Here is a 24,863-nt window from a genome sequence, read left to right as displayed (position 1 = left end):
CTGCCCTGTCGTATCAGGCATCGCCCGTTTCCGGGCGATTCAGGCAAATTGTTGGCGCTGGTTATTCTTTGTTGGCATTAAAAACAAAGAAACTGTCCAGATCTTGCTGGATGGCGCTGGCATCACCCGTTCCCGGTGCCGACAACGTAGAGGCGTTACCAGAATTCAGATTCAATGGTTCAGCATTGATATCTCCCTGGCCAGAAATGGTGATATTCAATGTCTTACCAACAATGTCAATATTCCCGGCCTGGGTGAGTCGAATTGAACTGTCGCCACATTGCAGACAAATCTCCTGGCCTGCTCTCAGCGTATATGTGTTCACCACACTTTCCGTCATATTGCCGCCAGTCAGTGTTTTCGCTTCCCCCTTCACACCCACGGTCTGGTTTTTAACCACACGCTGTTCTTCATTTTCGCCTACAAAATGGGTGTGGTTTTTGTCGATATTATGGTTTTCATCGTTTTCCACATCCACATCCAGGTTGCGTTCGGCGTGGAGCCACACCTGTTCTGAACCGGCTTTATCTTCAAAACGCAGGGCGTTAGCGGTACTGGCTGTGCCGTCTTTGGAGCGGCTCAGGAACCCCATTTGGGTTGCGGCAGCAGGCAGTGCCCAGGGCGGCATGCTGGCATCGTTATATACGCGTCCGGTAATGATGGGGCGATCCGGATCGCCGTTGATAAAGTCCACCACCACTTCATCGCCCACACGGGGAATTTGAACACCACCGTAACCCTGGCCTGCCCAGGCGCTGGAAACTCGCACCCAACAGGAGCTGGTGTCATCGCCTTTTGCCAGGCGATCCCAGTGGAATTTCACTTTTACCCGGCCGTATTTATCGGTCCAGATGGATTCACCTTGCGGCCCCACCACTTTTGCCGTCTGCGGCCCGCCAGTTCGTGGCCACTGGGCGCTGAATGCCGGGCGAAACGGAATGGAAGACGGGATAACGCTAAAATCAGTACGGTGAATAGTGTTGCTGTCACTGCCGCTGGCGTAGCGGTTTTCTTCGTACATGTAGTCTGCGCTGATGGTCAGGTATTCACCGTTATCGCTGAAAAACGGCGCATTAAGCAGCGTAAAGGTATAACCAGGCGCAATACCGATTGCCGTACCGGTGCCGTAAACCTGCTGGTGTTCTACCTGCCAGCGTTCCTGGCGAATACGGGCGTAAAATTCACCGTGCCCGTGTTCTACAAAACGCCCCGGCCAGTCGTAAACATCAATGCTGCCCGGTACAGGTGAAACCGGGTTCTGCCGTGCCTGGTAAAGCCAGGCGTTGGGTTTGCGGAAGTCGTAATCATCCAGGCTGTAAATCCCCGGTGTGACGCTGTCTTCCATCGCCCACTGGCTGATACCTTCTTCATCGGTACTGCCGCCAGAGCCGGTTACATGGTACGGAATGGTTTCATACCCGGTGAACGGTACATGCTGCTCTACTGCGTCGGTCAGCACCATTGTGTGTTTGTCTGCCTCGTGGCGGAAGTGGTAGCTGATACCTTCCAGTTCCATCAGGCGGCTGATAAACGCGAAACTGCTTTCCTGGTACTGAACGCAGTATTCCCACACCCGGTAACTGCCGGTCAGTTTATCTTCGATGTTAACCTGATATTCGCCCAGCAGCGTTTTCACAATCTGCGGTACAGTCTGGTTCTGGAAAATACGCAGGTTGTGGTCGCGTTTCATGGGCCACAAATCGGGTTCCACTGTGAGCGCGTAAACCGCGTAGCGGGTGCCACTGATTTCCGTCGCACTGACACCTACCCGGGTGATTTTGCCGTTGATATAACGGGAAGTGAGCAGGTTTTCTGTTGGAATGGTGACGGTAATGGCTTTACCCAACAAGCTGCTACGGTCGATACGGGCATCTGTGCCCAGCACAGTCACCGTCAGCGCGAAGGATTCCGATAACGCTTCACGCCCGGAAAGTTTCCAGAATAACAGCCCTTCAACCGGGAGCTGGACGGTAATTCGGTTCAACATAAATTCATTCCCAGGATGTGTTGTTTGCAACAGAGAACACAGCAGCACACCTGTTGGCGATACCGCTGTCTACTGGCGAATCAGAGGACATACTCGTTATATTTCACATTGCAGGCAGGCCGCGCTTACGGAGCCTGTCACGCGAATTATTGGAGTAAAGATGAGTGAAACACAGCAAAACCGGGCAAGAAGCCCGGCAGAGTCTGATGACAAACCTCACGCCCGCACAGAACGAGAGGATGTCGCCCAATAACAAACCAGGAAAATCAATTTATTGATTTTCGGCTGCTAACTAAAAAGAAGGAAAAACCACGCGTTTTCCTTCTTTTTCATCAATCTGAACCGGGCATGAACCCGGTAAGTTTGCTGGTAAGAATCAGGCGGGCAGTTAACGGGCTGCCCGTTTCAGGTACTCAGGATTGCGGGTTAACAAACCAGGTGCCGGGGCGGTCAACGGTAATGTTTTCATTACGCGTGTCACCGTGCCCGGTTACTTTCAGTTCGTACTGCCCCGCAGGCAATTGCAGTGAAGCGAAACCATTGCTGGCAGGGACAACCGCCTGTTGCTTGCCATTCAGCGTCAGTTGGTCACCTTCGCGCATGCGCACATAAACCAGGGCAACAGGCTCTGCGTTGGTGGCAACCGGCGCTGTTGCTGTTGCCGGGGCTGAAGATGAGTTAGCCGCAACCGCCACTGTATTATCACTTGCGTTGCCTGCCGGGGTTACCGGTGTGGGAGCTTCGCTGGCGGTTGGCACTGATTCAGAACCGCCGCCATGGAATAACACGCCACCCAGCGCAACCCCAACCAGCACCCCGGCGGCAACCAGGCCCGGCACCATAAAGCGTTTCAGCCCGGCAGGTTTCGGGGTTTCTTCTTCGGGTTCCACCGGCACCAGCATAGTGCCGGGGCGGTTAGCTTGCGCGACATCATCAATACCAGCCACCGGGGTTTCCACCAGCGTAGCAAAGGCATCAATGGATTGCGGGCGGTCTTCCATTTTCAGTGCCAGCGCCTGGTCAATCGCGTTCAGTAACGCTGGTGAGTAACCCTGTGGACGGCGTTTCATTAATGGCTGGTAGTTATCTTCAATGCTGCGCACCACACTGACTGGCGGCGGCGACCCCACAACCAGGGTATGCAACACAGCACCCAGCGCGTAGATATCCGTCCACGGGCCTTGCTCGCTGTCGTTGTCGTCGGTGTATTGTTCGATGGGCGCAAACCCGGGGCGCAACATGGTTTCGGTTTCATCGGAAATATTGCCGATACTGCGCCGGGCAGAGCCGAAATCCAGCAATACCGGCAGGCCGTTGTCCTGAATCTGGATGTTATCCAGGGAAATATCCCGGTGCAGGTAACCTTCCTGATGAATGGTTTTCACCGCGCCCAGCAGCATGGGCAGCATGCGGCGGATCCAGGTTTCATCGATACGCTCCGGATGCTGTTCGCGCAGGCGGGACAAGGTGGTGCCGCTGTAAAATGCGGTGCCCATATACGCCGTGTCGTTATGCACCCAGAAACGCAGCACATGCAGCAGGTTCGGGTGGTTAAAGCGGGCAAGCAGGCGCGCTTCCTGAATAAAGCTGTTCAGCCCGGCAGTAAAAGCTTTGCCGAAGCGCTCGCTTCGCAGTACCAGGCGCATATCGTCGTTACGCACCGCCAGCGACGATGGCATGAACTCTTTAATGGCGATAGTGCGTTCCAGTTGATGATCCCAGGCGCGATAGACAATGCCAAACCCGCCACCACCAATGACTTCCTTAATTTCAAACTCATTGAAACGGTATCCAACGGGGAGTGCGTTAGATACGGTCCGATTGTTTTCGTATTCCGACATAATGGGAAAACTCGCTTCCTGTGGTAATGGCGTTACGCCTCAAACTGACACTGAAATTCGCCCTGTTCAACCGTGATACGCAACCGCCGGAATTGTTCATCCCGCGCACTGGCACTCAGTAAGAGGGTACTCATTTGTGGCAGCAGCGTGTTAGTGAGAATGGCATCGACCATGCGCCCGCCAGACTCCACCTCCGTACAGCGTTGAACAATTTGGGTGATAACGCTATCGTCCACGTCTGAAATAATGCCATGGTTTTCTTCCAGGCGGCGCTGAATACGGCGCAATTGCAGACGGACAATTTCCGCCAGCATAGTATCACTCAGCGGGTAATAAGGTACGACCAGTAAGCGCCCCAGTAAAGCAGGCGGGAAAACCTGCAGTAATGGCTGGCGCAACGCACCGCTCAGCGCTTCCGGGTCTGGCATCAAATCCGGGTCAGCACACATAGCGCTGATTAAATCCGTCCCCACGTTGGAGGTCAGAATAATAATGGTGTTACGGAAATCGATATGCCGCCCTTCGCCATCTTCCATCCACCCTTTATCAAATACCTGGAAGAAAATTTCGTGTACATCCGGGTGTGCTTTTTCAATTTCATCCAGTAATACCACACTGTATGGGCGGCGGCGCACAGCTTCTGTCAGCACACCACCTTCACCATAACCAACATACCCCGGAGGCGCACCTTTCAGGGTGGAAACGGTGTGGGCTTCCTGGAATTCACTCATATTGATGGTAATGATGTTCTGTTCACCGCCGTACAGGGATTCAGCCAGTGCCAGCGCGGTTTCGGTTTTCCCGACACCAGACGGGCCACACAGCATAAAGACGCCAACGGGTTTGTTCGGGTCGTCCAGCCTGGCCCGCGTGGTGCGTACCCGGCGGGCAATCATGTCCAAACCGTGACGCTGGCCAATCACACGCTGGTTGAGTGTATCAGCCAGTTGCAGCACTGCGTCGATTTCGTTTTTCACCATGCGTCCCAGCGGGATGCCAGTCCAGTCGGAAACGACAGCGGCCACCACATTGGCATCCACAGCGGCAAACAGTAATGGGGCATCACCCTGTAATTCACGCAGTTGTTGCTGGCGTTCGCTGAGTTGCTGATTAATGGTTGATGCCCGGTCATCACCGGCTTCCAGGTTTTCTGGCAACGCGTGGCGCTCGGCACGCAAGGCAATAATGTCGTCCACCAGTGTGCGTTCCTGCTCCCAACGCGCAGTCAGGCTTTCACGCAGGGCTTCTTCACGGGCTTTATCTGCTTCCAGGGTTGCCACCCGTGAACTGTCGCCCAGGCCAATGAGCCCTTCACGGTGGGCAATCTCCAGAGCCACTTCAATGGATTCCAGGCGATGCAGGCAGTCTTCCAGTTGCGGTGGTGGCGCACTCTGGCTTACCGCCACACGGGCACAGGCGGTATCCAGCAGGGCAACCGCTTTATCGGGCAACTGGCGTGCCGGGATGTACCGGTGAGAGAGTTTCACTGCGGCGGCTACCGCTTCATCCAGCAGTAATACGTGGTGGTGTTTTTCCAGTGGGGAAACCGTGCTGCGCAGCATTAACAGCGCTTTGTCTTCATCCGGTTCGTGCACCTGTACCGTCTGGAAACGGCGGGTAAGCGCCGGGTCTTTCTCAATGTATTTTTTGTATTCTGCCCAGGTGGTGGCGCCAATGGTGCGCAGTTGCCCGCGCGCCAGCGCTGGTTTCATCAGGTTGGCGGCATCGCCGGTGCCCTGCTGCCCGCCAGCGCCAATCAGAGTGTGGATTTCATCAATAAACAGGATGATGGGTTCCGGGCTGGACTGGACTTCGTTAATCAGGCTTTGCAGGCGGGCTTCAAATTCACCTTTCATACCCGCACCGGCCTGCAATAAACCAATATCCAGCAGCCAGAGCTGTACCGCCTGTAAAGGTACCGGGACATCACCTTGTGCAATACGGCAGGCCAGGCCTTCGACAACCGCGGTTTTGCCAACCCCGGCTTCACCGGTGAGCAGTGGGTTGTTCTGGCGGCGACGCATCAGGATATCCACCATCTGGCGAATTTCTTCATCGCGGCCCACCACCGGGTCGATTTTGCCGTCACGGGCTTTTTCCGTGAGGTTCTGGCCGTATTGCGCCAGGGCGCTTTGCTGGCTACCCGGGGCTGCCTGTTCGCTTTGTGGCGCGCTGGCAACCTGCTGGGCTTCTTTGCTGTTGGCAAAAATGGTATCGAACTGGTCAATAAGCTGGTCGGCGTTCAGGCGGGTAAACTGGCCGGAAATCCCTTTGAGTACATTGGCGAGGTTCCAGGTTTTCAACAGGCCAATCAGGAGATGCCCGCCGCGAATACGCCCGGCACCAAACGTCAGGGAAGCGTATACCCAGGCGCGCTCAACTGCCGTGTCCACATGTTCCGACAAATCAGAAATTGCGGTCGCGCCACGCGGCAGGCTGTCCAGTGCAGCCACAATGTCACGCGCCAGAACGGCTTCGTCGAGGTCGAAATGGCGAACCAACTGTTGTAAGTCGCCGTCCTGCTGCTGCATTAACTGATGCAGCCAGTGTGCAAGTTCAACGTAGGGGTTGCCGCGCAACTTACAAAAGGCGGTTGCGCTCTCCAGCGCAGTAAATAACAGCGTATCCAGTTTGCCGAACAAAACGGCACGGCTGATCTCTGACATGATTATTCCTGTTGACAGTTGGCACCTGGTGCCTGAAATACAGTGTTGTTATTGTTGTAAACCCAACGCATGTGTTAGCTGTGTTCTGGCTCAGGCATAAACACCAGATCATGGCGGTCGGGTTTTTCCGGGCGCTCGCCCAGCCAGGCGCTGTACCCCAGGCGGTTGTTGCCACCCAGTGTTGCGCCGGTTGCCTCGGCACCTTTAAGGATAAGGCGCACATCCCAGGCATAGTCCGTGCCCAGGTACTGGCGTACCCAGTCACGTAATTCGGTCACTTCGCGCTCGCCGGGCAGGAACCGCTGGTAGTCCTGCAAACTTAACGGGCCAATTTCGAGACGGAATTTATGCTGCACATCGCGTACTGCAATGCCCACAAACGTGGATTCACCCAGGCGCGGAGCGCGTCGCCCGTGGCCGCCCAGCCGGGTTTGGTCACGCTGGGCTATCGGCATCCAGTGCGGAATATTGCCCCGTACCCGCACCGGTACCTGGAAATAGTGGCGCAGCATTTTTTCCAGCCCTTCGGTATCGCGACCACTGCGTGTCAGGTGGCCGGCCAGCCCAAACCGGGCATGTTCACTCAGGCTTCCCCTGTGGCGCTGCCCGGGCAAGCCCATACCTGTGAGGCAGGCCAGGTAATCTTCAAAACGGCGGTTATCCGGCCTGTCCAGCGAAACGGTGGGTTGCGCATCAGCCCAGGCGCGGTAAAACAACAAGCTCAGGCGGTGGTGAAACAAGTCGGCAAACGCGCTCAGTGAGTCGTCCTGGTGGTGATAGATACGTTCACGCACGTATTCTGTCATGTGCACCGGTAACGGGCCGTTGGGGCCAAATAACCCGAAGCTGAAAATCGAAACCTCGTGTAAATCGCGGCCGTCGAGTTCTTTTACCGTTGCCAGAGTGGAAGGGGCAAACGCCATCGAAGGCTGCTGGGCAACCCGTAAGGCATCAAAACGGGGTAACGGCGCACGCCCCAGGGGATAACGCCCACCGCCCTGGGCATCAACCCGGCGCAACAATTGAAACAGGTCATAACGCCAGGGCGCAGCCATGACAGCAGGCCAGAAGTTATCTGCCAGGCGGGTTACCCGCTTAACCGTGGGTAGCCGGGTTTCAGGTGTTGAGGTCTCACTCATATCAGTGCCCGTTTCCCCATGCGTGGCCCCCACCAGCCAATTTCACCGCGTTGCTGGCTGGTCAGTGTCACTTCCGTAAAGCTGTTGATTGCCACCAGGCGTGAGAACACGCGCTCGAGCACACTGCCGAGCAGCCAGGGGCTGAACCCGGAGAAATCCTGTTCGTCCACTTGCAGGTCAATGGCAATACCCCGGGCGAAGACAATTGGCCCTGGCTCGGGTACCCGGCGGTGTACCGGGCGCAACTGGCAACGGCGCAGGCCGTCTATCTGGCGGGCGACTGGCACTTCCGCCAGGTTGCCATACAGCCCGAGCAACTGGCGCAGGGCTTCAGCGCCCTCACCGTTTTCGCTGTCCATCAGGCTGAGGTAATTCATTTGCAGGTGGCTGATAAGCCGCCAGGTGGCAACCCCTTCGGCCAGCGCCGGGCGCGGCGGAGTAGGGCCTTTAAGCAAAGTGATACCCGCAACGGGCAACGAATCCGGCATCACAAACTCACCCAAATCTTGTTGCAGCATCAGCGGTAAATCCCGGCTGGTGCACAGCACTTCTGCTGTCAGGTGGCTCAGGCTGTCGGACCAGGGCGCATGGTTTTCATCTACCAGTGAAACAAACACTTCGGAACCGACATAGCCAGTGCGGGTGCCATAACGTAATGCATGCTCAGACAGGGCGCGTTGTTCACGGCGTAACGAAAAATAGGTGCCATAGTTGCCGTGGTCACTACTGAATGATTGCCAGAACGGGCGGAATACCTGCTCTTCACGGCGATCTGTACGCGAACCATAGATATTTTTCACCGCATAGATTTCGTAATCCAGCGGGCGGACATTATCGACAACCAGGTGGTATTCGCCCTGGCTGTCCTGAATTTTTTGCCGTTCGGCATATTTGGGGAACAGGTTGATAACCGGGGTGCAGTGTAGCGAGAAGTGCGCTTTATCAATTATGCGCTCCAGCGCACTGTCGGCTTTATCCAGCAAAATAACGATATCAAACGCACTGGCACCGGCGCTTTTCGCCGGCAAGTTGTGTAACTGGCTGACAGCAATAAACTGGCAACGCGCCGGGAATGCGAAATATTCCTGTAGCAGGCGGTAACCATCGAAGTTTCGCAGGTCATCGGGCAACATCGCCTGTTCCGGCGCGAACCCTTCCTGGGTCAGGGCGTCATCGCCCAGTACAATACGTTGCGGCGATGGCGCCACCGTCTGGCAAAACAGCCCCACGGAGTGCTGCATCACCAGTTCAAGTAATTTCTGTGCTTCAATGTCCGGGCCGCTGAGGAAAAAATCCAGCCGGTCGAAGTTGAGATTTTCCAGCGTATTCTTGCCATTACAGGCAATACGAATGCGCAGTGCACTGGCTGCGCCTCGTTGGCCCAGCCCCATCGCCATCAGTGGTGCATCGGCCGGGACGCCCCCCAGTTCCACGTTGCTGATATGCAATGGCAACAACGTGACATCATGGGCGGTAGTCCAGGCACAGGTGACGCCATTTTTTTTCAGCGTCAGGCTGTCCATCATGGTGCCACGCGGCACGGTGAAGCCATCACTCAAGTCGCCTTTTTGCATATCTGGCTGGAGCTGGGCAATCGCCATAGAGGGCGTGGGGGCAAGGTAGTTTGGCGCGAACATTTCCAGCAAGCGCTGGGAGAAGCGCGGAAATTCCGCATCCATTTTTAGCTGGACACGCGAGGTCAGAAAGGCAAAGCCTTCCATCAGGCGTTCGACGTAAGGGTCTGCGACTTCGATACCCCGCATCCCGAGCCGACCGGCCACTTTGGGATAGCGACTGGCAAATTCTGCGCCCATTTCGCGCAGATACGCCAGCTCGCGGTTGTAATAGTCGAGAAGTTTACTGTCCATAATCAGCCTGCGTCTTTTAACTCAAAATGCCCGTTTTCCAGATCCACATCAGTGCGGAACAGAAATTCCAGCGGCCAGGGGACACACCACAACCGGCCTTTTATCTCAATGGACAAAACGTTGTGCGCATCCAGCGATTGCGGGTCAGACAAACAGCGCACTTGCAGCCCCTGCGGAATAATGCGGGGCTCAAAAGCCAGAATAGCTTCGGTGAGCTTGCGCTGAATATCCTGCCATTCAATTTCCGACATCCGTTTCCCGGCCAGTGGAGCGATACCGAAATTCACGACCGAACGGCGAATATGGGCAAAATCGCGCAGATCATTCTGCGCTTCATTGTTGATGGTGTTGAACAGCCACTGTAAGTCACGCAGCACGTTGCGCCGCAGTGTGCTGTGGGAAATCAGATTATGGCTGGCCGGTTCTTTTTGCTGGTCGGGCGCGTCATCTGTCAGCCGGTCCAGCAAGGATGGCTGCATTTTGTCGCGCGCGCCCACCGTCTGCTTACCGGCCCTTTGGCGGTAGCCGGCTCGCAGCAGATCAGAAGGGTTAGCGTTCTGGTCGTGATTACTCATGGTCAGATTCGGAGCCAGCGAATGCCAGCGTGTCCAGTGTCAGCAAGGAATAAGCATCATCAGCATTGAGCAGCACTTTCTGCCCCTGTCCGAGACAAAACGCACCCTCTTCGTCCAGTGCTGCCCAGTGAGTTTCGCGCCCCAACAGAAAACGGTCTTCCGTGCTGGCATCTACCGGGTAGCGCGCCGGAATTTGGCAAACTTGTTCGCTGCCATCCACCAGCGTTATCCGGGCATGGCGCCACACCAGGTCGGTGACGCTCGCCGGTGCCTGAAAAATGATTTCCCGAATGGCGCAAAATGGCGCCCAGAAGTAATGCCCGTTGACGATAAATTCGCACACCGGCCCCAGGCGGGCATCGCCATCCATCAGCCAGCCAAACGCCACACTTTCCTCGTTAACCTGTAAAGAACCTGGATTGGGTTCAGCGGCTTCCAGCGCCTGTTCTCGCAGCGCCAGGGCTGCGGCGCTATCACCGGCATTTTCCCGTGCCAGTGCGTCAACCAGATGGTGAGCCCAGGGCCAGGCCTGTTCCGGCATTCTGGGTGCCGTTTCACCGGCAAAAACCCGCGCGCGCGTTAACTCACCTTCAATAGCCTGTTCCAGCAAGGTCACTGTGGGTTGTGCCTGAGGTTTTAGCGCCGCCCAGCTTTTCAGTTGGGTGCGGGCTCGCTGCCAGTTGCCCGCCAGACAGAGCAACTGAACAAACGCTGCGCGCAGGTCCGCATCCGCAGGCCGGGATTTAATATTACTTTCCAGGCGCGTCAGGGTTTCTGCCAGCGAATCTCCGGCCATCTGTTGGTAGAGGGTGTGCATAATCATTCCTTGTGGTGGTTAGGTTACTTCAGCGTATGGTATGCGCCTGCTGCCGGGTCTTTAAGTTGCAGATGCACGGCATCCACCAGTTGGATAGTCAGCGCGGTATTCGGCTCCAGATAGGGTCCCCATACTTTGCGTACTTCATCCAGACGCGCTTTTAGTTTATCGCCGTCACTGGCCTGGTCGCGCGGCATTTCTACCGCAACGGTGCCATCCACCTGCCAGCCGTTAATGCGCGGGACATACTGCATAATCAGCCAGCTTTGCGGGGAACGTTCGTCACTCACCACCATGCGTTCGTTATTCACGGAGGCAATCAGCAACGTGTTGGTGTTAGCTGTTGGGTTAAACCCGGCCACCGGGAAGCCGTGAACAAAGGTCATAGTGATAGTCTGGCTACCATTCTGGCCCTGCTGGGTAACTTTACCCCGGCCATTCAGCCAGCCGCCTTTTTCACATTTCCCGTCGTCTTTTGCCGGAATAAACAGGGCCTGAGAGGCACTGCCACCCTGCCAGAAAGTGCGCAGGCGGCAGCCATCTTTCAGGTTGAATTCAAACCAGGGCGTGCGATCTGCTGGCGGTGAGAGATCCTCTGCACGTTGGTTATTCGCAGGAGGAATGGCAGCGGTAATAACCTGAGCAGCGGGTGCGATATCAACACGCCAGTCATGCTTTTTCTCTGCGGTACCGGTAGCCAGTTTCTTGCCATCCGGTGCCGTCATTTCCCAGCGCAGGGTGTTCAGTGTGCCGCACTGGCTTTGTAGCAATTTGCCAACCTGCGGCAGGAAAGCCTGCAGGATTTCCGGTTTTTTCTCGCCGTTCGCGACAATTCGCAGCGGTAATTCACTGGTACACCAACTTTTTGCTGTGTTGTCCTGGATGTTGTCTATCCAGACATCCAGCTTCAGAGACGGTGACTGAACAATCCGGTAATTTTCTGCCCACGCGCTGGACGATGCCGCCAACAACGCCAGTAAACCCGAAAGCCAATATTTCATATAAATCCTTGTTCGTTTCAATCAATCACGAAGGGGAAAGAATTGTGCGGCCTCCGCCAGCGAGTGGATCAGCGTGGTTTCTTGTGGCTGACCAACCCATACGGCTATCGCACTGTAATTATCCTGTGTATCGTCACTGGTTTCGCCATGTTTACGCAGGCTCTGGTGCATCAGGGTCAGCCACTCTTGTGGCGTGTTTACCATCTGCAAGGACTGCTGCATCTGTTCTTGTGTTACCCCATGCCAAAAACCATCAGTACACAGCAAAAACGCATCGCCGTCTTCTACGGGAACCACATCGCTGTAGCTGGCTTCCCGGCGTTCATCACCCATGCCCAGAGCAAAATAGAGCAGGTTGCTGCTGACACCTTCGGTCTGGTGCCCGGCATCTTTTAACTGCTGGATCAGGCTGTGATCGGTGGTAACCTGGTATAAAAAACCGCGCCGGAATAAATACAGGCGGCTGTCGCCTGCATGGACCCAGTACGCCAGGTGGTAATCCCGGTCAATAAACAGGCTGACCAGCGTGGTACCCATTTTACTGTTGTCCTGGTCGTTTTTCTGTTCGCTGCGAATCGCCTGGTTGGCGTTATTCACATACTGGCGAATGAACTGTGGGTTGAGGTGTTGTTCGCCATCGAACTCGGTTAGGATGGCATTACGGGCGATACGCGCGGCAACCTCGCCGCCTGCGTTACCCGCAACACCATCACACACCAGAAAGCATGCCGCGCGCTCGCCAATCACCTCACCGGTTTGATCCTGGTTGCTTGTCCGCTCACCTTGTTGGGAGAGCGATGCCATGGTGATATTCATTCTTCTTCTGATCCACTTTGTGAGTCTTTGTACTGGTTCACTTCCATGTCGTAAGCGTGCAGGAATGCTTCACCAAACAAGGTGTGGAAGTCATCTTCAATTTCTCCGGCGGTTTCGCCGTAGGTTTTCACAAAGTAATCCCACAAGGCGGCTTTACGGCTGCCGGGTAAACCAATGCGCGACACCACACCATCTTCCCGGGCCTGCTCTTCGAGCTGTTCCGGGTTAAACGACTGCAGCATAGCGGCAATAATCGCCCGGATACCGGAAATCATACCCAACTGGTGAGCCTGCAAGTCTATCAGGGCATCACGCACTGACTTACGCGGTGGCATAAAGCCAGGCATACGTGTGCCAAACATTTGCATGAGTACCGTTTTCCCGGAAGGCAGCAGTTTGAACGGGTTGTTGGCGTCGTCCAGCACCATAGTCATATCGGCTTTAACACCGCGTTTGAGAATGGAGCGGGAAGAGAGCAGTGCTACTGTACCCTGCGAAAACATACTCAGCATTTGCCCAAACTGGCGCATGTTTTCTTTATCAAACTGAGGGACGGGCTGCATGTCGCCAAGGCCCATACCTTCCAGTAATGCAGCCAGTAACTCGCCCTGTAATACATCGCCTTCGCCTTGCTGGCTGGTGACCTGCGCAGATTTGTCGGCAGACGACGGCGAGGCGACCGGGTCAATTCGCAGGCGGCCTTTAGGTGTCTGCACATGGGCACGTTGCACAGCCTGCGGAGTGGGCAGAGTGATGCCTTCGTAGCCGTTGGCGGCTTGTGTTGTGCTGGCAGGTATGGTTTCTTCTGCGTTTTCCTGCACTGGCGGCGGTGTTACCAGTATATCGGCTGGTGTGACAGTCGTGGCTGTCTCGTCATCATCAAACAACGGTGAAGAGGCCAGTGATGCCGTTTCAAACAGTGCAGAAACCGGGTTTTCGTGGTGTGTGGCCGCAGGCTCTGGTTCATGAGCAGGTTGTTCTGCCACAGAGGGTTTTGTGGCATGTGGCTGTTCTGCTGCATGATGCCGCTCTGTCGGTGTTACTGTTTCCTGCGGCTTAGTGGTGCTGCCTGGTACCGTTAATGGCACAGCATTACCCATCATCAGGCCCAGTGGGTCATCGTGATTACGTGCCGCGGGAGCGGCTTCGCTGGCACCGAATAAAGCCAGTGGATCCAGTTCACTGCTACCAACAGTTGGTTTATTTTCCGCGGTTTCCGGCTGAACCAGTGAAGACGGGGTATTGTCTTCAAAGATACTGTCACCGCTAAACAGTGAAGACTCGGCGAATAAGTTATCAGTCTGCGGTTTTTTCTCGTTAAACAGCGGCTCGCTGGTATTGAACTGGGCGAGTGGGTCTTCCGGGTTACGCTCAACACTTTCAGGCTCGGCAAAGGGGTTGTGGCCAGGTTCCACCGTGGTGTGCTCGCCTTTCCCACTCACCGGGCTACTGGAAATGTTGTCGGAGATAGAGAATTCCTGCATCAGGCTGTCCCAGATTTCACTGGGGATAGCCGCTGTACCATCGGCGTTTACAGCAGATGGTTGTGCTGGAGCAGCTGACACCGGGCGAACCGGCGCAGGTGCCGCTTTATGAGGAACGGCACTGGCGGCATGGTGTGCAGCAGGTTGTTGAGGCGCAGTCGGCTGCGCCCCCAGTGCCGTAACTTGCAGGCGGTATTCATCAATACCCAGAATATCGCCGTCTTCGAGCTCAACCTGGCGGCCACGATCCAGCGGAATATCATTCAGCAGCACGCGGGTGATGTTGCCACGGTTAGTGATGCGGCAGGTGCCTTCTGCTGTGATATGCACTATCGCCTGCAGGCGAGAAATGGTGCGCGTTTCATCTGGCAGCACCAGGTTGTTATCGGAACCGCGCCCAATGGTGCCGCCTGGCGGATAGAAATCGCAACTGGTTTGTGGCGGTTGTTGACCCGGTTTGTTGGTGATTATCGTGAATCGCATAACGTATTCCTGCCTGGGTATAATGAGCGCTCAAACGTTGCAGGTCTTTTGGTAAGGCCTGCAACGTTTGGGGAGCAAAGGTAGAATATCAAAATGAAGTTGAGATTTGTCTCACTTTGTAAGATAAAACAGCAACCGGTGTGGCATACGATTAGTTGCTAACAAAGTACAAATGAAATGACACAAAAGTTCAGTATCTAAAGACAAATTTAATGCAGTGAAGGATATTATTTTAAAGTTTAACTATTAGTTAACGTCTTTTCCATCGCCTAAAATTAAATTAGCTTAACCATGATAAATTAATAAAACCACTTATTTAGAATAAGAAAAAATCATGTAGCAAGTGCCGCAACAATTAACACAAAAAATCCAGAAATTAAAAGAAACACAAGAATCTTATAATAACCAATCCATTTAAAATTACTTTGGTTCAGAAACTCTCTCGCGGACTTTGAGTCAAAAACAATATTTTTATTAAGTGGAAAGTTTTTCCCATCCAGAATTTTTGAGAGAATAAAAACTCGTGATCCAAACCCTAGAAAACCAATATTCCCCTGCAATGAAAAAAAGTCATTCGGCAAAAAACCATGTTTTTTTAACTTATCATATGCTTCATTAACTTTTTCATTTTCTTTTTTATATAACACATATACCGCCAAAGAGAGCAGCATCATAAAAATGAAAAAAACCACCACTGAAATTATATATAATAAGGAGTATTTCAATTTACTCTACACCATATATCAAATAATTAGCACTTGCAACCAACCCACCTAATAAATATATTTCAGATGGGTATGGACTCTAATTAACTCAATGGAGTATAACTCAGTTAAGCGGTTGAAGTTCACTAAGAAGAATAAATCCCTGATTTTTTCCAACAGAGTCTGGCTGGTTGGCATCATATTGCGCTGCTTTAATCCACTGCTGATTTACACGTTCCAAAGTCACAATAGCCATATCAGCAGTAATCATTGCTCCATTTTTAGCGCTAACATCTGGAGCCTGTTTAAAATGCGCATCAGTTATACCGGGCTTGAGTGTATAAGAAAGGCGATAAGGTCTGGCTTCACACCCTGCAGAATTTTCCAGTGCATTAATATCGAAGTGCTGGTCAGTACCAACAGTAAATTTACTCAGTTGCCCACTGTAGTAATGGTGGTCGCATTCCGTGTTCGATGATAAATGATTTATAACTGCGGTACCCGAACGTTCCAGGTGCCCTTCCTTGAACTTCAAAAAGTTTTCAGGAACCGGGCTAAAATAACGAGTTAACAGCGCTTCACTACTTTTCTTATCGAGGTTAACAATTTCTTCAACATGGTTGTTAGTACTTAAAACAAAATAGCGATAGTGTAGTTCAGGTGTATTGACTGTGCCGGTATCATTCCAGACTGGCAACCAATAGACCTGAAGCACCCCTTGTTTAAGGGATTGCTCTGCGTTAGCAATGGTGGAGAGACTAAGTAACAGAACTGAAAGTATGATTCGCTTTACCATTTATGCCACCTAAGCCTTACATGTTGAATAGCAAGATGAAATAGACAACACAAAATTATCAATTCCTTCCTTAGCAATAAATTCTTTTATTTCTGTCAATTTCACTACACTAGCTCCTACAAAATCAACACCTTTCGACCCACCAACTAAAAGGCACCCTTCAGTGTCCCTTGGGTAATTACCATTATGAATAAGTATATATCTTGACACTGGCACATCCGCATTATGCAATAATGGTACAGGGTTGTATTTCTTTACTGAAGGTATATTACTATTATGCCACTTAAGATTATAAACTCCCTCAGGAATCCTTTTTTCTAATCCTGATGTTTTTGTGTCAGGACCTGGGCGTTCAAGAATATAGCCTTTTATTTTACTTCCTGATATTTCATACGTGCTAATTGTTGAATTATCTGTTTGCCATATTCTCTTAACAAAAATAGTATATTTGGCCAAAACAATACATCCTTTTTATTAAAAAGCGATCCCTTCCGGGATCGCCATCAACAACCCGCTTACGCTTCGCTGTTTTCTTTGATATTCCAGCCAACGGAGCTTTCAGCGCCTTTGCTACCGGAAGAAGTTTGTTCCCAGTACTGCTGTTTCACTTTAGCAGCCTGGAATGCATAGGTAACACCAACGGTGTCGCCGTTATCAGCGCCAGTGTACTGAACAGAAGTTACCAGAACTTCTTCCAGAGTGATGCGGGCGTATTCCACCTGCTGACCACCTGCTTTACATACTGACAGTTCAACTTTGGTCAGGTGTTTACCGTTCGCACAGTATTTCATGATAGCGGTTGCTGATTTGTCGATCAGGGCATTAACGTGCAGGTCGTTAAAGTTTACTTTACCGGCACCGCCGCCACCGCCAACACTCATGTTACCCGGCTGAGAAGCACCCCAGGAGAAAGAAGTGATATCAGTCCAGCCAGAGTGATTAGAGTCTTTGGACTCACCCGTCACACCGTCGACTTTCAAAAACATATCAATAGCCATAATAATCTCTACTCTTTGATTGGTTAGTTTTGCTTGTAAAAAGCGCTAATATGGCAAATGGAAATCAGAGGTGCGTCTACACAGTCCCTGTATCCTCTGCCTTAAGCCTGAACCCCCTGAATAAGGTTCAGACCTGGCGGCCGTGTATTTCGCCAAAAATACACGGCCGAATTTTTACCTGTGCATTACGCATCATTGGTTTTCAGTGATGGCAGTTTGGAAACCAGACGCAGTGAAACAGTCAGGCCTTCCAGTTGGTAATGCGGGCGCAGGAAGAATTTCGCGGCGTAGTAGCCCGGGTTATCTTCAATTTCTTCCACCTGCACTTCTGCCGCGGCCAGCGGTTTGCGGGATTTGGTTTCCTGCGAGGAGTTCGCCGGGTCACCATCCACATAGTTCATCACCCAGCTGTTCAGCCAGCGTTCCATATCGTCGCGTTCGCGGAATGAACCAATTTTGTCGCGCACAATACATTTCAGGTAATGCGCAAAACGGCAGCAGGCGAACAGATACGGCAGGCGGGCGGCCAGACGGGCGTTCGCAGTGGCATCGGCATCGTGGTATTCCGCCGGTTTTTGCAGTGACTGAGCGCCAATAAAGGCAGCAAAGTCAGAGTTTTTGCGGTGAACCAGCGGCATAAAACCGTTTTTCGCCAGTTCTGCTTCTCGGCGGTCGCTGATGGCGATTTCAGTGGGGCATTTCATATCCACACCGCCATCATCACTTGGGAAGGTATGGCAAGGCAGGTTTTCTACTGCACCACCAGATTCCACGCCGCGAATAGAAGTACACCAGCCAAATTCTTTAAATGAACGGTTGATGTTGGCCGCCATTGCATAAGCTGCGTTGCTCCAGGTGTAGCTGTCGTGGTTAGCGCCATCCACCTGTTCTTCGAAATCGAAGCTGTCTACCGGGTTAGTGCGCACACCGTAAGGCAGGCGGGACAGGAAGCGCGGCATTACCAGGCCCAGGTAGCGGGCATCTTCAGATTCACGCAGGCTGCGCCATGCCGCATATTCCGTGTTCTGGAAGATTTTGGTCAGGTCGCGCGGGTTAGCCAGTTCCTGCCAGGATTCCATTTGCATGACGCTCGGCGCAGAGCCGGTAATGAACGGGCAGTGTGCTGCGGCGCCAATGCGCGCCATTTCGCTCAGCAGTTCAACATCCTGCGGGCTGTGGTCGAAGTAGTAATCGCCCACCAGGCAACCAAAAGGTTCGCCCCCGAACTGACCATATTCTTCTTCGTAGATTTTTTTGAACACCGGGCTCTGGTCCCAACCTACGCCTTTGAAGCGTTTCAGGGTACGGCCCAGTTCCTGTTTGGAGACGCTCATAAAGCGGATTTTCAGCATCTCGTCGGTTTCGGTGTTGTTCACCAGGTAGCTCAGGCCACGCCAGGCGCTTTCCAGTTTCTGGAATTCGTCGTGGTGAATAATCTGGTTAACCTGTTCGGAAAGTTTTTCATCAATTTCCGCGATCAGCGCCTGAATGGTGCGGTAGGTATCGCTGGAGATGGTGACGGTATTTTCCAGCGCCTGTTGTGCCAGGGTTTTTACCGCGCTTTCTACTGCTTCACGCGCCTGGTCTGTTTTCGGGCGGAATTCTTTGCTCAGCAGCGCGCTGAATTCATCCTGGGTAAACGTCTGAGCGCTGTTTTGCTGTTGTTCAGTTTGGTTACTCATCGATTACTCCTCGCCACCTTTGGCGGTGTCTGCCGCTTTGGGTGCCTGGCTCAGGGATTGCAGTAATGTCGGGTCCTGCAGCACTTTCGCTATCAGGGCTTCCGCGCCATTTTTGCCATCCATGTAGGTCAGCAGGTTGGACAGTTGGGTGCGGGCTTCCAGTAATTTGTTCAGTGGTTCCACTTTGCGGGCAACGGCATCTGGCAGGAAGTCATCCATGCTGTCGAAGGTCAGTTCGACATTCAGTTTGCCGTCGCCGGTCAGCGTGTTGTCGACCTGGAACGCTACACGCGGTTTCAACGCCTTCATCCGTTCATCAAAATTATCAATATCAATTTCAAGGAACTTACGTTCATCTACCGGGGCTAAAGGCTCGACAGGTTTACCCACCAAATCCGCCATCACGCCCATAACGAAAGGAAGCTGAATTTTGCGCTCCGCACCGTAGATTTCTACGTCGTACTCAATCTGTACGCGGGGTGCGCGGTTACGGGCAATAAATTTCTGCCCACTGTTACTCATTGCCATGGTGTTCTCCATCGAATATGCGCGGTGAAGGTGAGGCGACGGCGCTGTGCCTTCGCCACAAGAGGGTGCGCCAGTTAATCACGGCGCCCGAAAATATTTTCCAGTTGGTGGACACCATCGGGCGCGAGGTCGCGAATGATGTCCATAAAGTTCATTTCAATCAGCCGCTGTACACGTTCAATCAGCAGCGGTGCCGGGTGGCTCGGTTCATACAGCAGGAAATACTGGCGCGCTTTTTCCAGCATCAGTTGTGCATCTTCACGAGTTGCCGGTTGAATGCTGCGCCAGTCCACATTCCGTGCTGCCGCAGCGGGTTGTTGTTCATCAGATTCAGCCACTGTGTTGCCCTCCGCCTGGCTTTCGCCTGTCAGGCCGGGGATCAGGGTGGATAAATCCGTTGCATCGCAGGCCTGAGCCACCGTATTGACTGTTTTCAGCAACACTTCCATTTCCGGCAGTGCGCTTTCGCCCAGTTGTTCGCTGAGCACTTCACGAATAGTGAGCAGGCGTTCACGAATATGCAGCAAGGCTTCAATGCCAGGCTGCCCACCGCGTGCCAGTTCATCTACCAGGCGGGGACGCCCGCCGGGGTAATCCGGGCACTCGGTTTTACTGCCATCCAGTAAACTACAGGCATCGCGTAGCGAAAGTGTGTCGGCTGCGCTGCGCAGTAATGCGGCCTGGCGTACAGCCGTGGTGAGTTCGGAACCATCACCCAGTGCGGCCAGCGCGTTTAAACGGTAAAACGGATCCCGCTCGCCATATTCTTCCAGCAGGGGATACAGTGGCTCCCAGTAGAGCACCAGCGCCTGTTGAATCAGCAGCAGGCCATCAGCATAACCTTGCAGACCGCGCCGCCGGGTCCATGCATGGATAAGCGCCATCATTACCCGCAGGTCTTTACTGCGTTCCAGCAGGCTGGTGGCCAGTTTCTCGACTTTGGTCCAGTCTGCCGGTTCTGCCGGGATAATGGTGTCGCCAAACTGTTGCTCTGCTTTCCCCTGGCTTGCCTGTTCCATTGCCTGGAAATCGGCATCGTACTCCAGGTTATCGCCACAAGGTTTGTCGGCGCTGACCGGGGCCAGAAACGCGTCTATGTTCATGAATTACCTGTCAGTCAAACATGGGAGGATACAACCCGTGGCGGCCAGGTTGAGCACCACCTGCGGGGTCAAACAGCATGGAGAATAACTGGCTGGTGAAGTTGCCACTGTGTACATGGGTGTATAGCGGGTAGCCATCACAGCGGTTTGTCCACCAAAAGCTGGTTTGCCGTTGTGGTTCAAAACATTCCGCCGCCTGGCGCCAGCTCAGTGCTGCGGGTGCATCGTCATAACCAATGACATCCAGAATGTCTGACTGGGCATCCCCTTCCGGCACCACTGGCGACGGAATGCTTAAGAGAGCCTGGTCAAGTTGCTCACCGGCGAAACCGTTTCTGACAGCGGTCATCAGGGTGCGGCCCAGCTGTTGGTACCAGGGTTCCGCCAGTGCCAGGCACTGGGGCGACCATTCAGCCGGGCTGAATGCGCTCAGGGCGCATACCGGATACTGCCGCCCGACACTGTCTCGCCCGGGAAGCAGGCAACCGAGCTGGATAACCTGGCTGCCCAGCATGGGCGGTACCGCAAAATTCCACACTGGCGCTTTATGGAATTCGCGTTTTGCGCCGTGGAGCGGATCATTCTGGTTTTGCTGGTTTTGCCAGTTATGCAGGCCGACCTGGAACCAGTGCGACCACTGGCGTTGCAGCGCATCGGGAAAGCGGCGCTGCAAAAAGTCACCGGTGCTGGGCAATTTCCCAAACCAGCACGGTACAGGGTAGTTGCTCATTCAACATTCCTTGCGGTTAAGGGCATGAAAAGCCAGAAAGCTGGAACGGGTTACGAATGCTGTTGGGGGTGAACTCAAGCGTCACGCTGTGCCCGTCAACAGTAAAGGTTGCCTGGCGGCTCAGGCTGTTGCTGCCAGGAGACTGTTTCGCCCGGTCAAAGAACCGGTTAAGCGCCCACGGACCGCTGCTTACCAGCGTGGATGTCGTGCCATTGGCGAGCCCCAGTTGCATCCGCACCTGGTTGGTGCCGCCGGTACCTGGCCAGCTCACCAGTTTTACCGCCTGCGGCCCATGGCTGTAACGCAGCAGTTGCCCGTCTACATCCAGCGAAAGTGTCAAAATATCGTTATCCATACGAATGGTGCGTATCGTCACTTTGTAACCCGGTGTGGTTGCACCATTTGAGAAGAAGGCATCGCGAATGTATTGCGCCTGTTGGAAAGGCCGCAGAATAGCTTCACCGCCTGGCAGGGTTTTGCCATCAATGCTTGGGGTAAACCGCCAGCGCGCCTGAGTGGTATCGACCCGGTTTGTCAGGTTGTCACGGAAGAAGGCATCCATTAAGCCCGTTCCCGGCGCAAACATGCGCGCCAGATCATCCGGAGTGACATCTGCGTGAGCACTGCGCACTAATGGGTAACGCCCGGCAATAGCCTGGCGGCAGAAACTGCCAATTTCCACATTCAGGCGTTTGCGAATATTGTCCATATCGCGGCGCTGGGTATCTGAGCTTGCGCCCACCGCCATGCTGGTAAACATATTGTTGAGGCCACCAGGTAAGCGCCCTGCGCTGGCCTGCAGGCGGCTGATGGCATCGCCACCAGGTGCGGGCATGCCGCTATTTGCAGCGTCCTGCACTGCGGTCAGGTAACGGTACAGGTCATCAATTTGTTTGAGGAAATCATCAAACACGATGGCTTTGCCGCCTTTTTCCAGTGGCTGAGCCAGTTCGATGATTGGCGCGTAATGATCGGTAACTTGTTGTTCCGGTGTTTGTGCTGCGGCAATAGCACCATTGCTGGTTGCGCCAAATAAATTGGTCAATGCGCTGCTGTTGTCATCCGCGGCGGCTTTTTTATCTTCTGGCGCATTATTACTGGCCCGGGAAAGCGTGAGCACTTTACTCAGGTTCATGACTAACTGGCGTAACGGTGAATTGTTGCTGGATAACACGCGGGCCGTATTAATGCGGTGAGTCAGGTCTGCGCTGTTATTCAGCTGGATATCCGCCAGGTAGTTATCCCAGGCAGCCATAAAATCACGCGCATAAAGCTGGCGCACAGCTTCATTAATGGCTTTTGGGTCTTCTTTTTGTGGCGCACCAAGCACCCAGGCATCGTCTTCGTGTAACGAGGCAGTCACACTGGCGATTTGTTTCTCAAAGTGATTCCAGTAACCATCCGGCGTATACAGGCCTGGTACACCTTCGGTGATTGGCTTGCCTGTTTTGCGTGAGAACACCAGTTCACTTTGTGGCCCGCCCAGCGTTGCCAGCGAAACGGGCTGGAGAGAATCATCGTGCTCCAGCAAGCGTTTCAGGCGGCCATAAACCCTGACAGACAGCGGGTTTTGGTTAATCAGTTGCTGTTCGCGCTGGATAAGTTCGTCATCTTTGGCGTAAGGCGAAGACTGAATCTGGTTTTCCAGCAGTTGGGTCAGGTGCCACTCCATTTGATGCAGTTCATTCTGCGTAACATTGCGCGGCAAATTACGTGACAGGTTGAACATCACCCAGGCATGGAGGAATTTGCCATCGTAATGCTTCGGTTGGTATAGCATCTGGTAGGCTTTCAGCGCTTCATAGCTGTATTCCACATCGCTGCCGTTGTCGTTACGTAACCAGGTGGTAATCCGCTGTGCGACGGCTGGCAATACCATTTCCTGTAACGCTTTTTGGTATAACGACTGGGTGGCATCGCTGACTTCGTTACCGCGATACAAGCCCATTCGCCAGGTTATCCCCGGAGAGTTAATATCCACAGCATCGCTTTTGGGCAGATTTTGCAGGCTGTTAAGGAATGGCAGGAGATCGAACAAATCACTGTTGTCGTTAGTCTGTAATGCTTTACTCTGCGCCTGAACACCCGGCACTTTCGCCTGCACTTCAGCTAAATAGCCTTTGTTGTTGCCGTAGCTGGTAAGCCATAAACCTGCCAGCACCACCAACACCGCTGCCAGTGCAGCATAGCCCGACCAGATAACCGCCCGGTTACGAATAGCCCACCAGCGGTTTTGCCCGGCAATTCCGGCTTCCTGGAAAATCACCCGTTGCAGCAGGTTTTTAATAAAGTAACTCTGGCCTTTGTTGCCAGGTATTGGCGCTTCTTTGCTGACACTGTCCCAGGCATCATTGGTTTGTTTCTTGTTGTCGCCGTTATCCTGCGGTAAGTTCAGGGCGCGCGCCAGGTCGCCCATTACACGGTCGAAAGGCAGGCCTTCCTGGGTACCACTGGCAAAGTAGATGCCGCGTGGAGAGAATTCGGTTTCAAAGTTAGAGCGGGCAAAAACAGTGCTGAGGTAATCGGCCAGCAAGGGGCGCAGTGCGGCAAATTCCTGTGGGAACAGGTAGCTTTCCGCACGGGTTTGCGGGTCGCTTTCCTGTAACATGATATCGGGTAGCCCGGCATCCAGGCGTTGTTGCAATAACGCATATTCCTGAGTAAACGCGCTCATCAGGTCGAAACTGGCGAGGCTGGATTGCGACCAGGGGAAGGTAAAGCCCCAGATTTGTTCACGCTGGGCTTTATCCAGCCCGGCAAAATACGCGCTGAACCCTTTAAGCAAATCGGCTTTGGTGACCATCACATACACCGGGAAGCGAATACCCAGTTGCTCATGAAGCTCTGCCAGGCGCTGACGCAGATTGGTTGCCTGCTGTTGCATTGCTTCCGGCGACAGTGTCAGCAAGTCGGAAATGCTGATGGTCATGATGACGCCGTTGATGGGCTGGCGGCCACGGTATTTACGTAACAGCCCCATAAAACGCTGCCACTCGCTGGCATCCAGCGCTTGCTGGCTTTCATGGGTTGAATAGCGCCCGGCGGTATCCAGCAGGACGGCTTCGTTGGTAAACCACCAGTCACAGTTACGGGTGCCGCCTATGCCGCGCAGCGCCGTTTTCCCGAATTTGTCCGCCAGTGGAAATTGCAGACCGGAGTTAATCAGCGCAGTGGTTTTCCCGGCACCCGGTGCGCCAATCATGACATACCACGGGAGCTGGTACAGGTACTGCTGGCTGAAACGCTGTAACCATGGGTGGCCGTGTTGGCTGCGGCTGAAATGCGCTTTTTTCAGGAACTGTGAAGCATCGTTAAAACGCTCTGCCAGAACCTGTTCTTCGTTGGTCAGGCGCTGGCGGTTTTCCGGTGCTGTTGTATCTTCACCTGCCGCATTCTTGTTGATGTTCTCCATCATCTTGCGGTTAAGCCAGGCATTATAAATCCGTGGAATGATATGGCTGTGGATCCACACAAGATAGATAAGACCAATGCTGATAACCCGGTTTTGTACCGATTCCAGCGGGCGGGTATCCACAATGGAGAACAGGGGACCAATCATCCAGATAACCGCTGCAAATGCAGTGACCCCAACAAACCCCCATAAAATGCGGTTTGTAAGTATGGAAAGGAGAACTCTCAACATCC

At 53.5% G+C, this 24,863-nt stretch carries 19 protein-coding genes; all 19 read right to left on the bottom strand.

Annotation, left to right across the window (positions count from 1 at the left end):
• Positions 1–61: 61 nt before the first annotated feature.
• The 19 genes from MPHASIOC01_RS00190 to tssM all read right to left on the bottom strand — a co-directional run bounded on the left by MPHASIOC01_RS00190 (position 62) and on the right by tssM (position 24,861).
• The gene (locus tag MPHASIOC01_RS00190) at positions 62–1,987 is read right to left on the bottom strand and encodes a type VI secretion system tip protein TssI/VgrG (RefSeq protein ID WP_353613685.1); all 1,926 of its coding nucleotides are present in this window, start codon (positions 1,985–1,987) and stop codon (positions 62–64) included.
• Positions 1,988–2,400: 413 nt separating this feature from the next.
• A complete protein-coding gene (locus MPHASIOC01_RS00185; RefSeq protein WP_064597322.1) occupies positions 2,401–3,828 on the bottom strand; it encodes a serine/threonine-protein kinase in 1,428 nt (475 codons plus the stop codon).
• A gap of 32 nt (positions 3,829–3,860) precedes the next feature.
• A complete protein-coding gene (gene tssH / locus MPHASIOC01_RS00180) occupies positions 3,861–6,494 on the bottom strand; it encodes a type VI secretion system ATPase TssH (RefSeq protein ID WP_353613684.1) in 2,634 nt (877 codons plus the stop codon).
• A gap of 74 nt (positions 6,495–6,568) precedes the next feature.
• Positions 6,569–7,633, bottom strand: coding sequence for a type VI secretion system baseplate subunit TssG (tssG, locus tag MPHASIOC01_RS00175; RefSeq protein WP_353613683.1), 1,065 nt, complete (start codon positions 7,631–7,633; stop codon positions 6,569–6,571).
• Positions 7,630–9,501 (bottom strand): type VI secretion system baseplate subunit TssF, encoded by a 1,872-nt coding sequence (gene tssF, locus MPHASIOC01_RS00170; RefSeq protein ID WP_353613682.1) that lies wholly within the window; start codon positions 9,499–9,501, stop codon positions 7,630–7,632. The genes tssG and tssF overlap by 4 nt, the downstream gene beginning before the upstream one ends.
• A 2-nt stretch (positions 9,502–9,503) precedes the next feature.
• Complete coding sequence (tssE, locus tag MPHASIOC01_RS00165) at positions 9,504–10,076, bottom strand: type VI secretion system baseplate subunit TssE (RefSeq protein ID WP_353613681.1); 573 nt, start codon at positions 10,074–10,076, stop codon at positions 9,504–9,506.
• Positions 10,069–10,893, bottom strand: a complete 825-nt coding sequence (locus MPHASIOC01_RS00160; protein ID WP_353613680.1) for a type VI secretion system accessory protein TagJ — start codon at positions 10,891–10,893, stop codon at positions 10,069–10,071. Before MPHASIOC01_RS00160 ends, tssE begins: the two co-directional genes overlap by 8 nt.
• A 23-nt stretch (positions 10,894–10,916) precedes the next feature.
• Positions 10,917–11,894, bottom strand: a complete 978-nt coding sequence (locus MPHASIOC01_RS00155) for a hypothetical protein (RefSeq protein WP_064597311.1) — start codon at positions 11,892–11,894, stop codon at positions 10,917–10,919.
• Positions 11,895–11,915: 21 nt separating this feature from the next.
• A complete protein-coding gene (locus tag MPHASIOC01_RS00150; protein ID WP_064597309.1) occupies positions 11,916–12,710 on the bottom strand; it encodes a PP2C family serine/threonine-protein phosphatase in 795 nt (264 codons plus the stop codon).
• Positions 12,707–14,677 carry a type VI secretion system-associated FHA domain protein TagH gene (tagH, locus tag MPHASIOC01_RS00145; RefSeq protein ID WP_064597307.1) on the bottom strand — a complete coding sequence of 657 codons (1,971 nt, stop codon included), beginning with the start codon at positions 14,675–14,677 and terminating at the stop codon, positions 12,707–12,709. Before tagH ends, MPHASIOC01_RS00150 begins: the two co-directional genes overlap by 4 nt.
• Before the next feature lie 332 nt (positions 14,678–15,009).
• A complete protein-coding gene (locus tag MPHASIOC01_RS00140; protein WP_353613679.1) occupies positions 15,010–15,351 on the bottom strand; it encodes a hypothetical protein in 342 nt (113 codons plus the stop codon).
• Between the two features lie 154 nt (positions 15,352–15,505).
• Positions 15,506–16,177: a hypothetical protein gene (locus MPHASIOC01_RS00135; RefSeq protein ID WP_353613678.1), complete on the bottom strand. Its 672-nt coding sequence runs from the start codon at positions 16,175–16,177 to the stop codon at positions 15,506–15,508.
• 9 nt (positions 16,178–16,186) lie between these two features.
• Complete coding sequence (locus MPHASIOC01_RS00130; protein ID WP_353613677.1) at positions 16,187–16,633, bottom strand: DUF5675 family protein; 447 nt, start codon at positions 16,631–16,633, stop codon at positions 16,187–16,189.
• Positions 16,634–16,692: 59 nt separating this feature from the next.
• Positions 16,693–17,175: a type VI secretion system tube protein Hcp gene (locus MPHASIOC01_RS00125; RefSeq protein WP_064597302.1), complete on the bottom strand. Its 483-nt coding sequence runs from the start codon at positions 17,173–17,175 to the stop codon at positions 16,693–16,695.
• 185 nt (positions 17,176–17,360) lie between these two features.
• Positions 17,361–18,857, bottom strand: a complete 1,497-nt coding sequence (gene tssC / locus MPHASIOC01_RS00120) for a type VI secretion system contractile sheath large subunit (RefSeq protein ID WP_036113868.1) — start codon at positions 18,855–18,857, stop codon at positions 17,361–17,363.
• Between the two features lie 3 nt (positions 18,858–18,860).
• Positions 18,861–19,385, bottom strand: a complete 525-nt coding sequence (gene tssB / locus MPHASIOC01_RS00115) for a type VI secretion system contractile sheath small subunit (RefSeq protein WP_064597300.1) — start codon at positions 19,383–19,385, stop codon at positions 18,861–18,863.
• A 74-nt stretch (positions 19,386–19,459) separates the two neighbouring features.
• Positions 19,460–20,488, bottom strand: a complete 1,029-nt coding sequence (gene tssA / locus MPHASIOC01_RS00110) for a type VI secretion system protein TssA (protein ID WP_064597298.1) — start codon at positions 20,486–20,488, stop codon at positions 19,460–19,462.
• Between the two features lie 10 nt (positions 20,489–20,498).
• Positions 20,499–21,218 carry a type VI secretion system-associated protein TagF gene (gene tagF / locus MPHASIOC01_RS00105; protein WP_064597296.1) on the bottom strand — a complete coding sequence of 240 codons (720 nt, stop codon included), beginning with the start codon at positions 21,216–21,218 and terminating at the stop codon, positions 20,499–20,501.
• A gap of 16 nt (positions 21,219–21,234) precedes the next feature.
• The gene (gene tssM / locus MPHASIOC01_RS00100; protein ID WP_353613676.1) at positions 21,235–24,861 is read right to left on the bottom strand and encodes a type VI secretion system membrane subunit TssM; all 3,627 of its coding nucleotides are present in this window, start codon (positions 24,859–24,861) and stop codon (positions 21,235–21,237) included.
• Positions 24,862–24,863: the final 2 nt, after the last annotated feature.

It is taken from the genome of Mangrovibacter phragmitis (assembly GCF_040429585.1).
Taxonomy (GTDB): domain Bacteria; phylum Pseudomonadota; class Gammaproteobacteria; order Enterobacterales; family Enterobacteriaceae; genus Mangrovibacter; species Mangrovibacter phragmitis.
The sequence above is the reverse complement of the archived record's forward strand: the minus strand, read 5'-3'. Positions and strand labels throughout refer to the sequence as shown.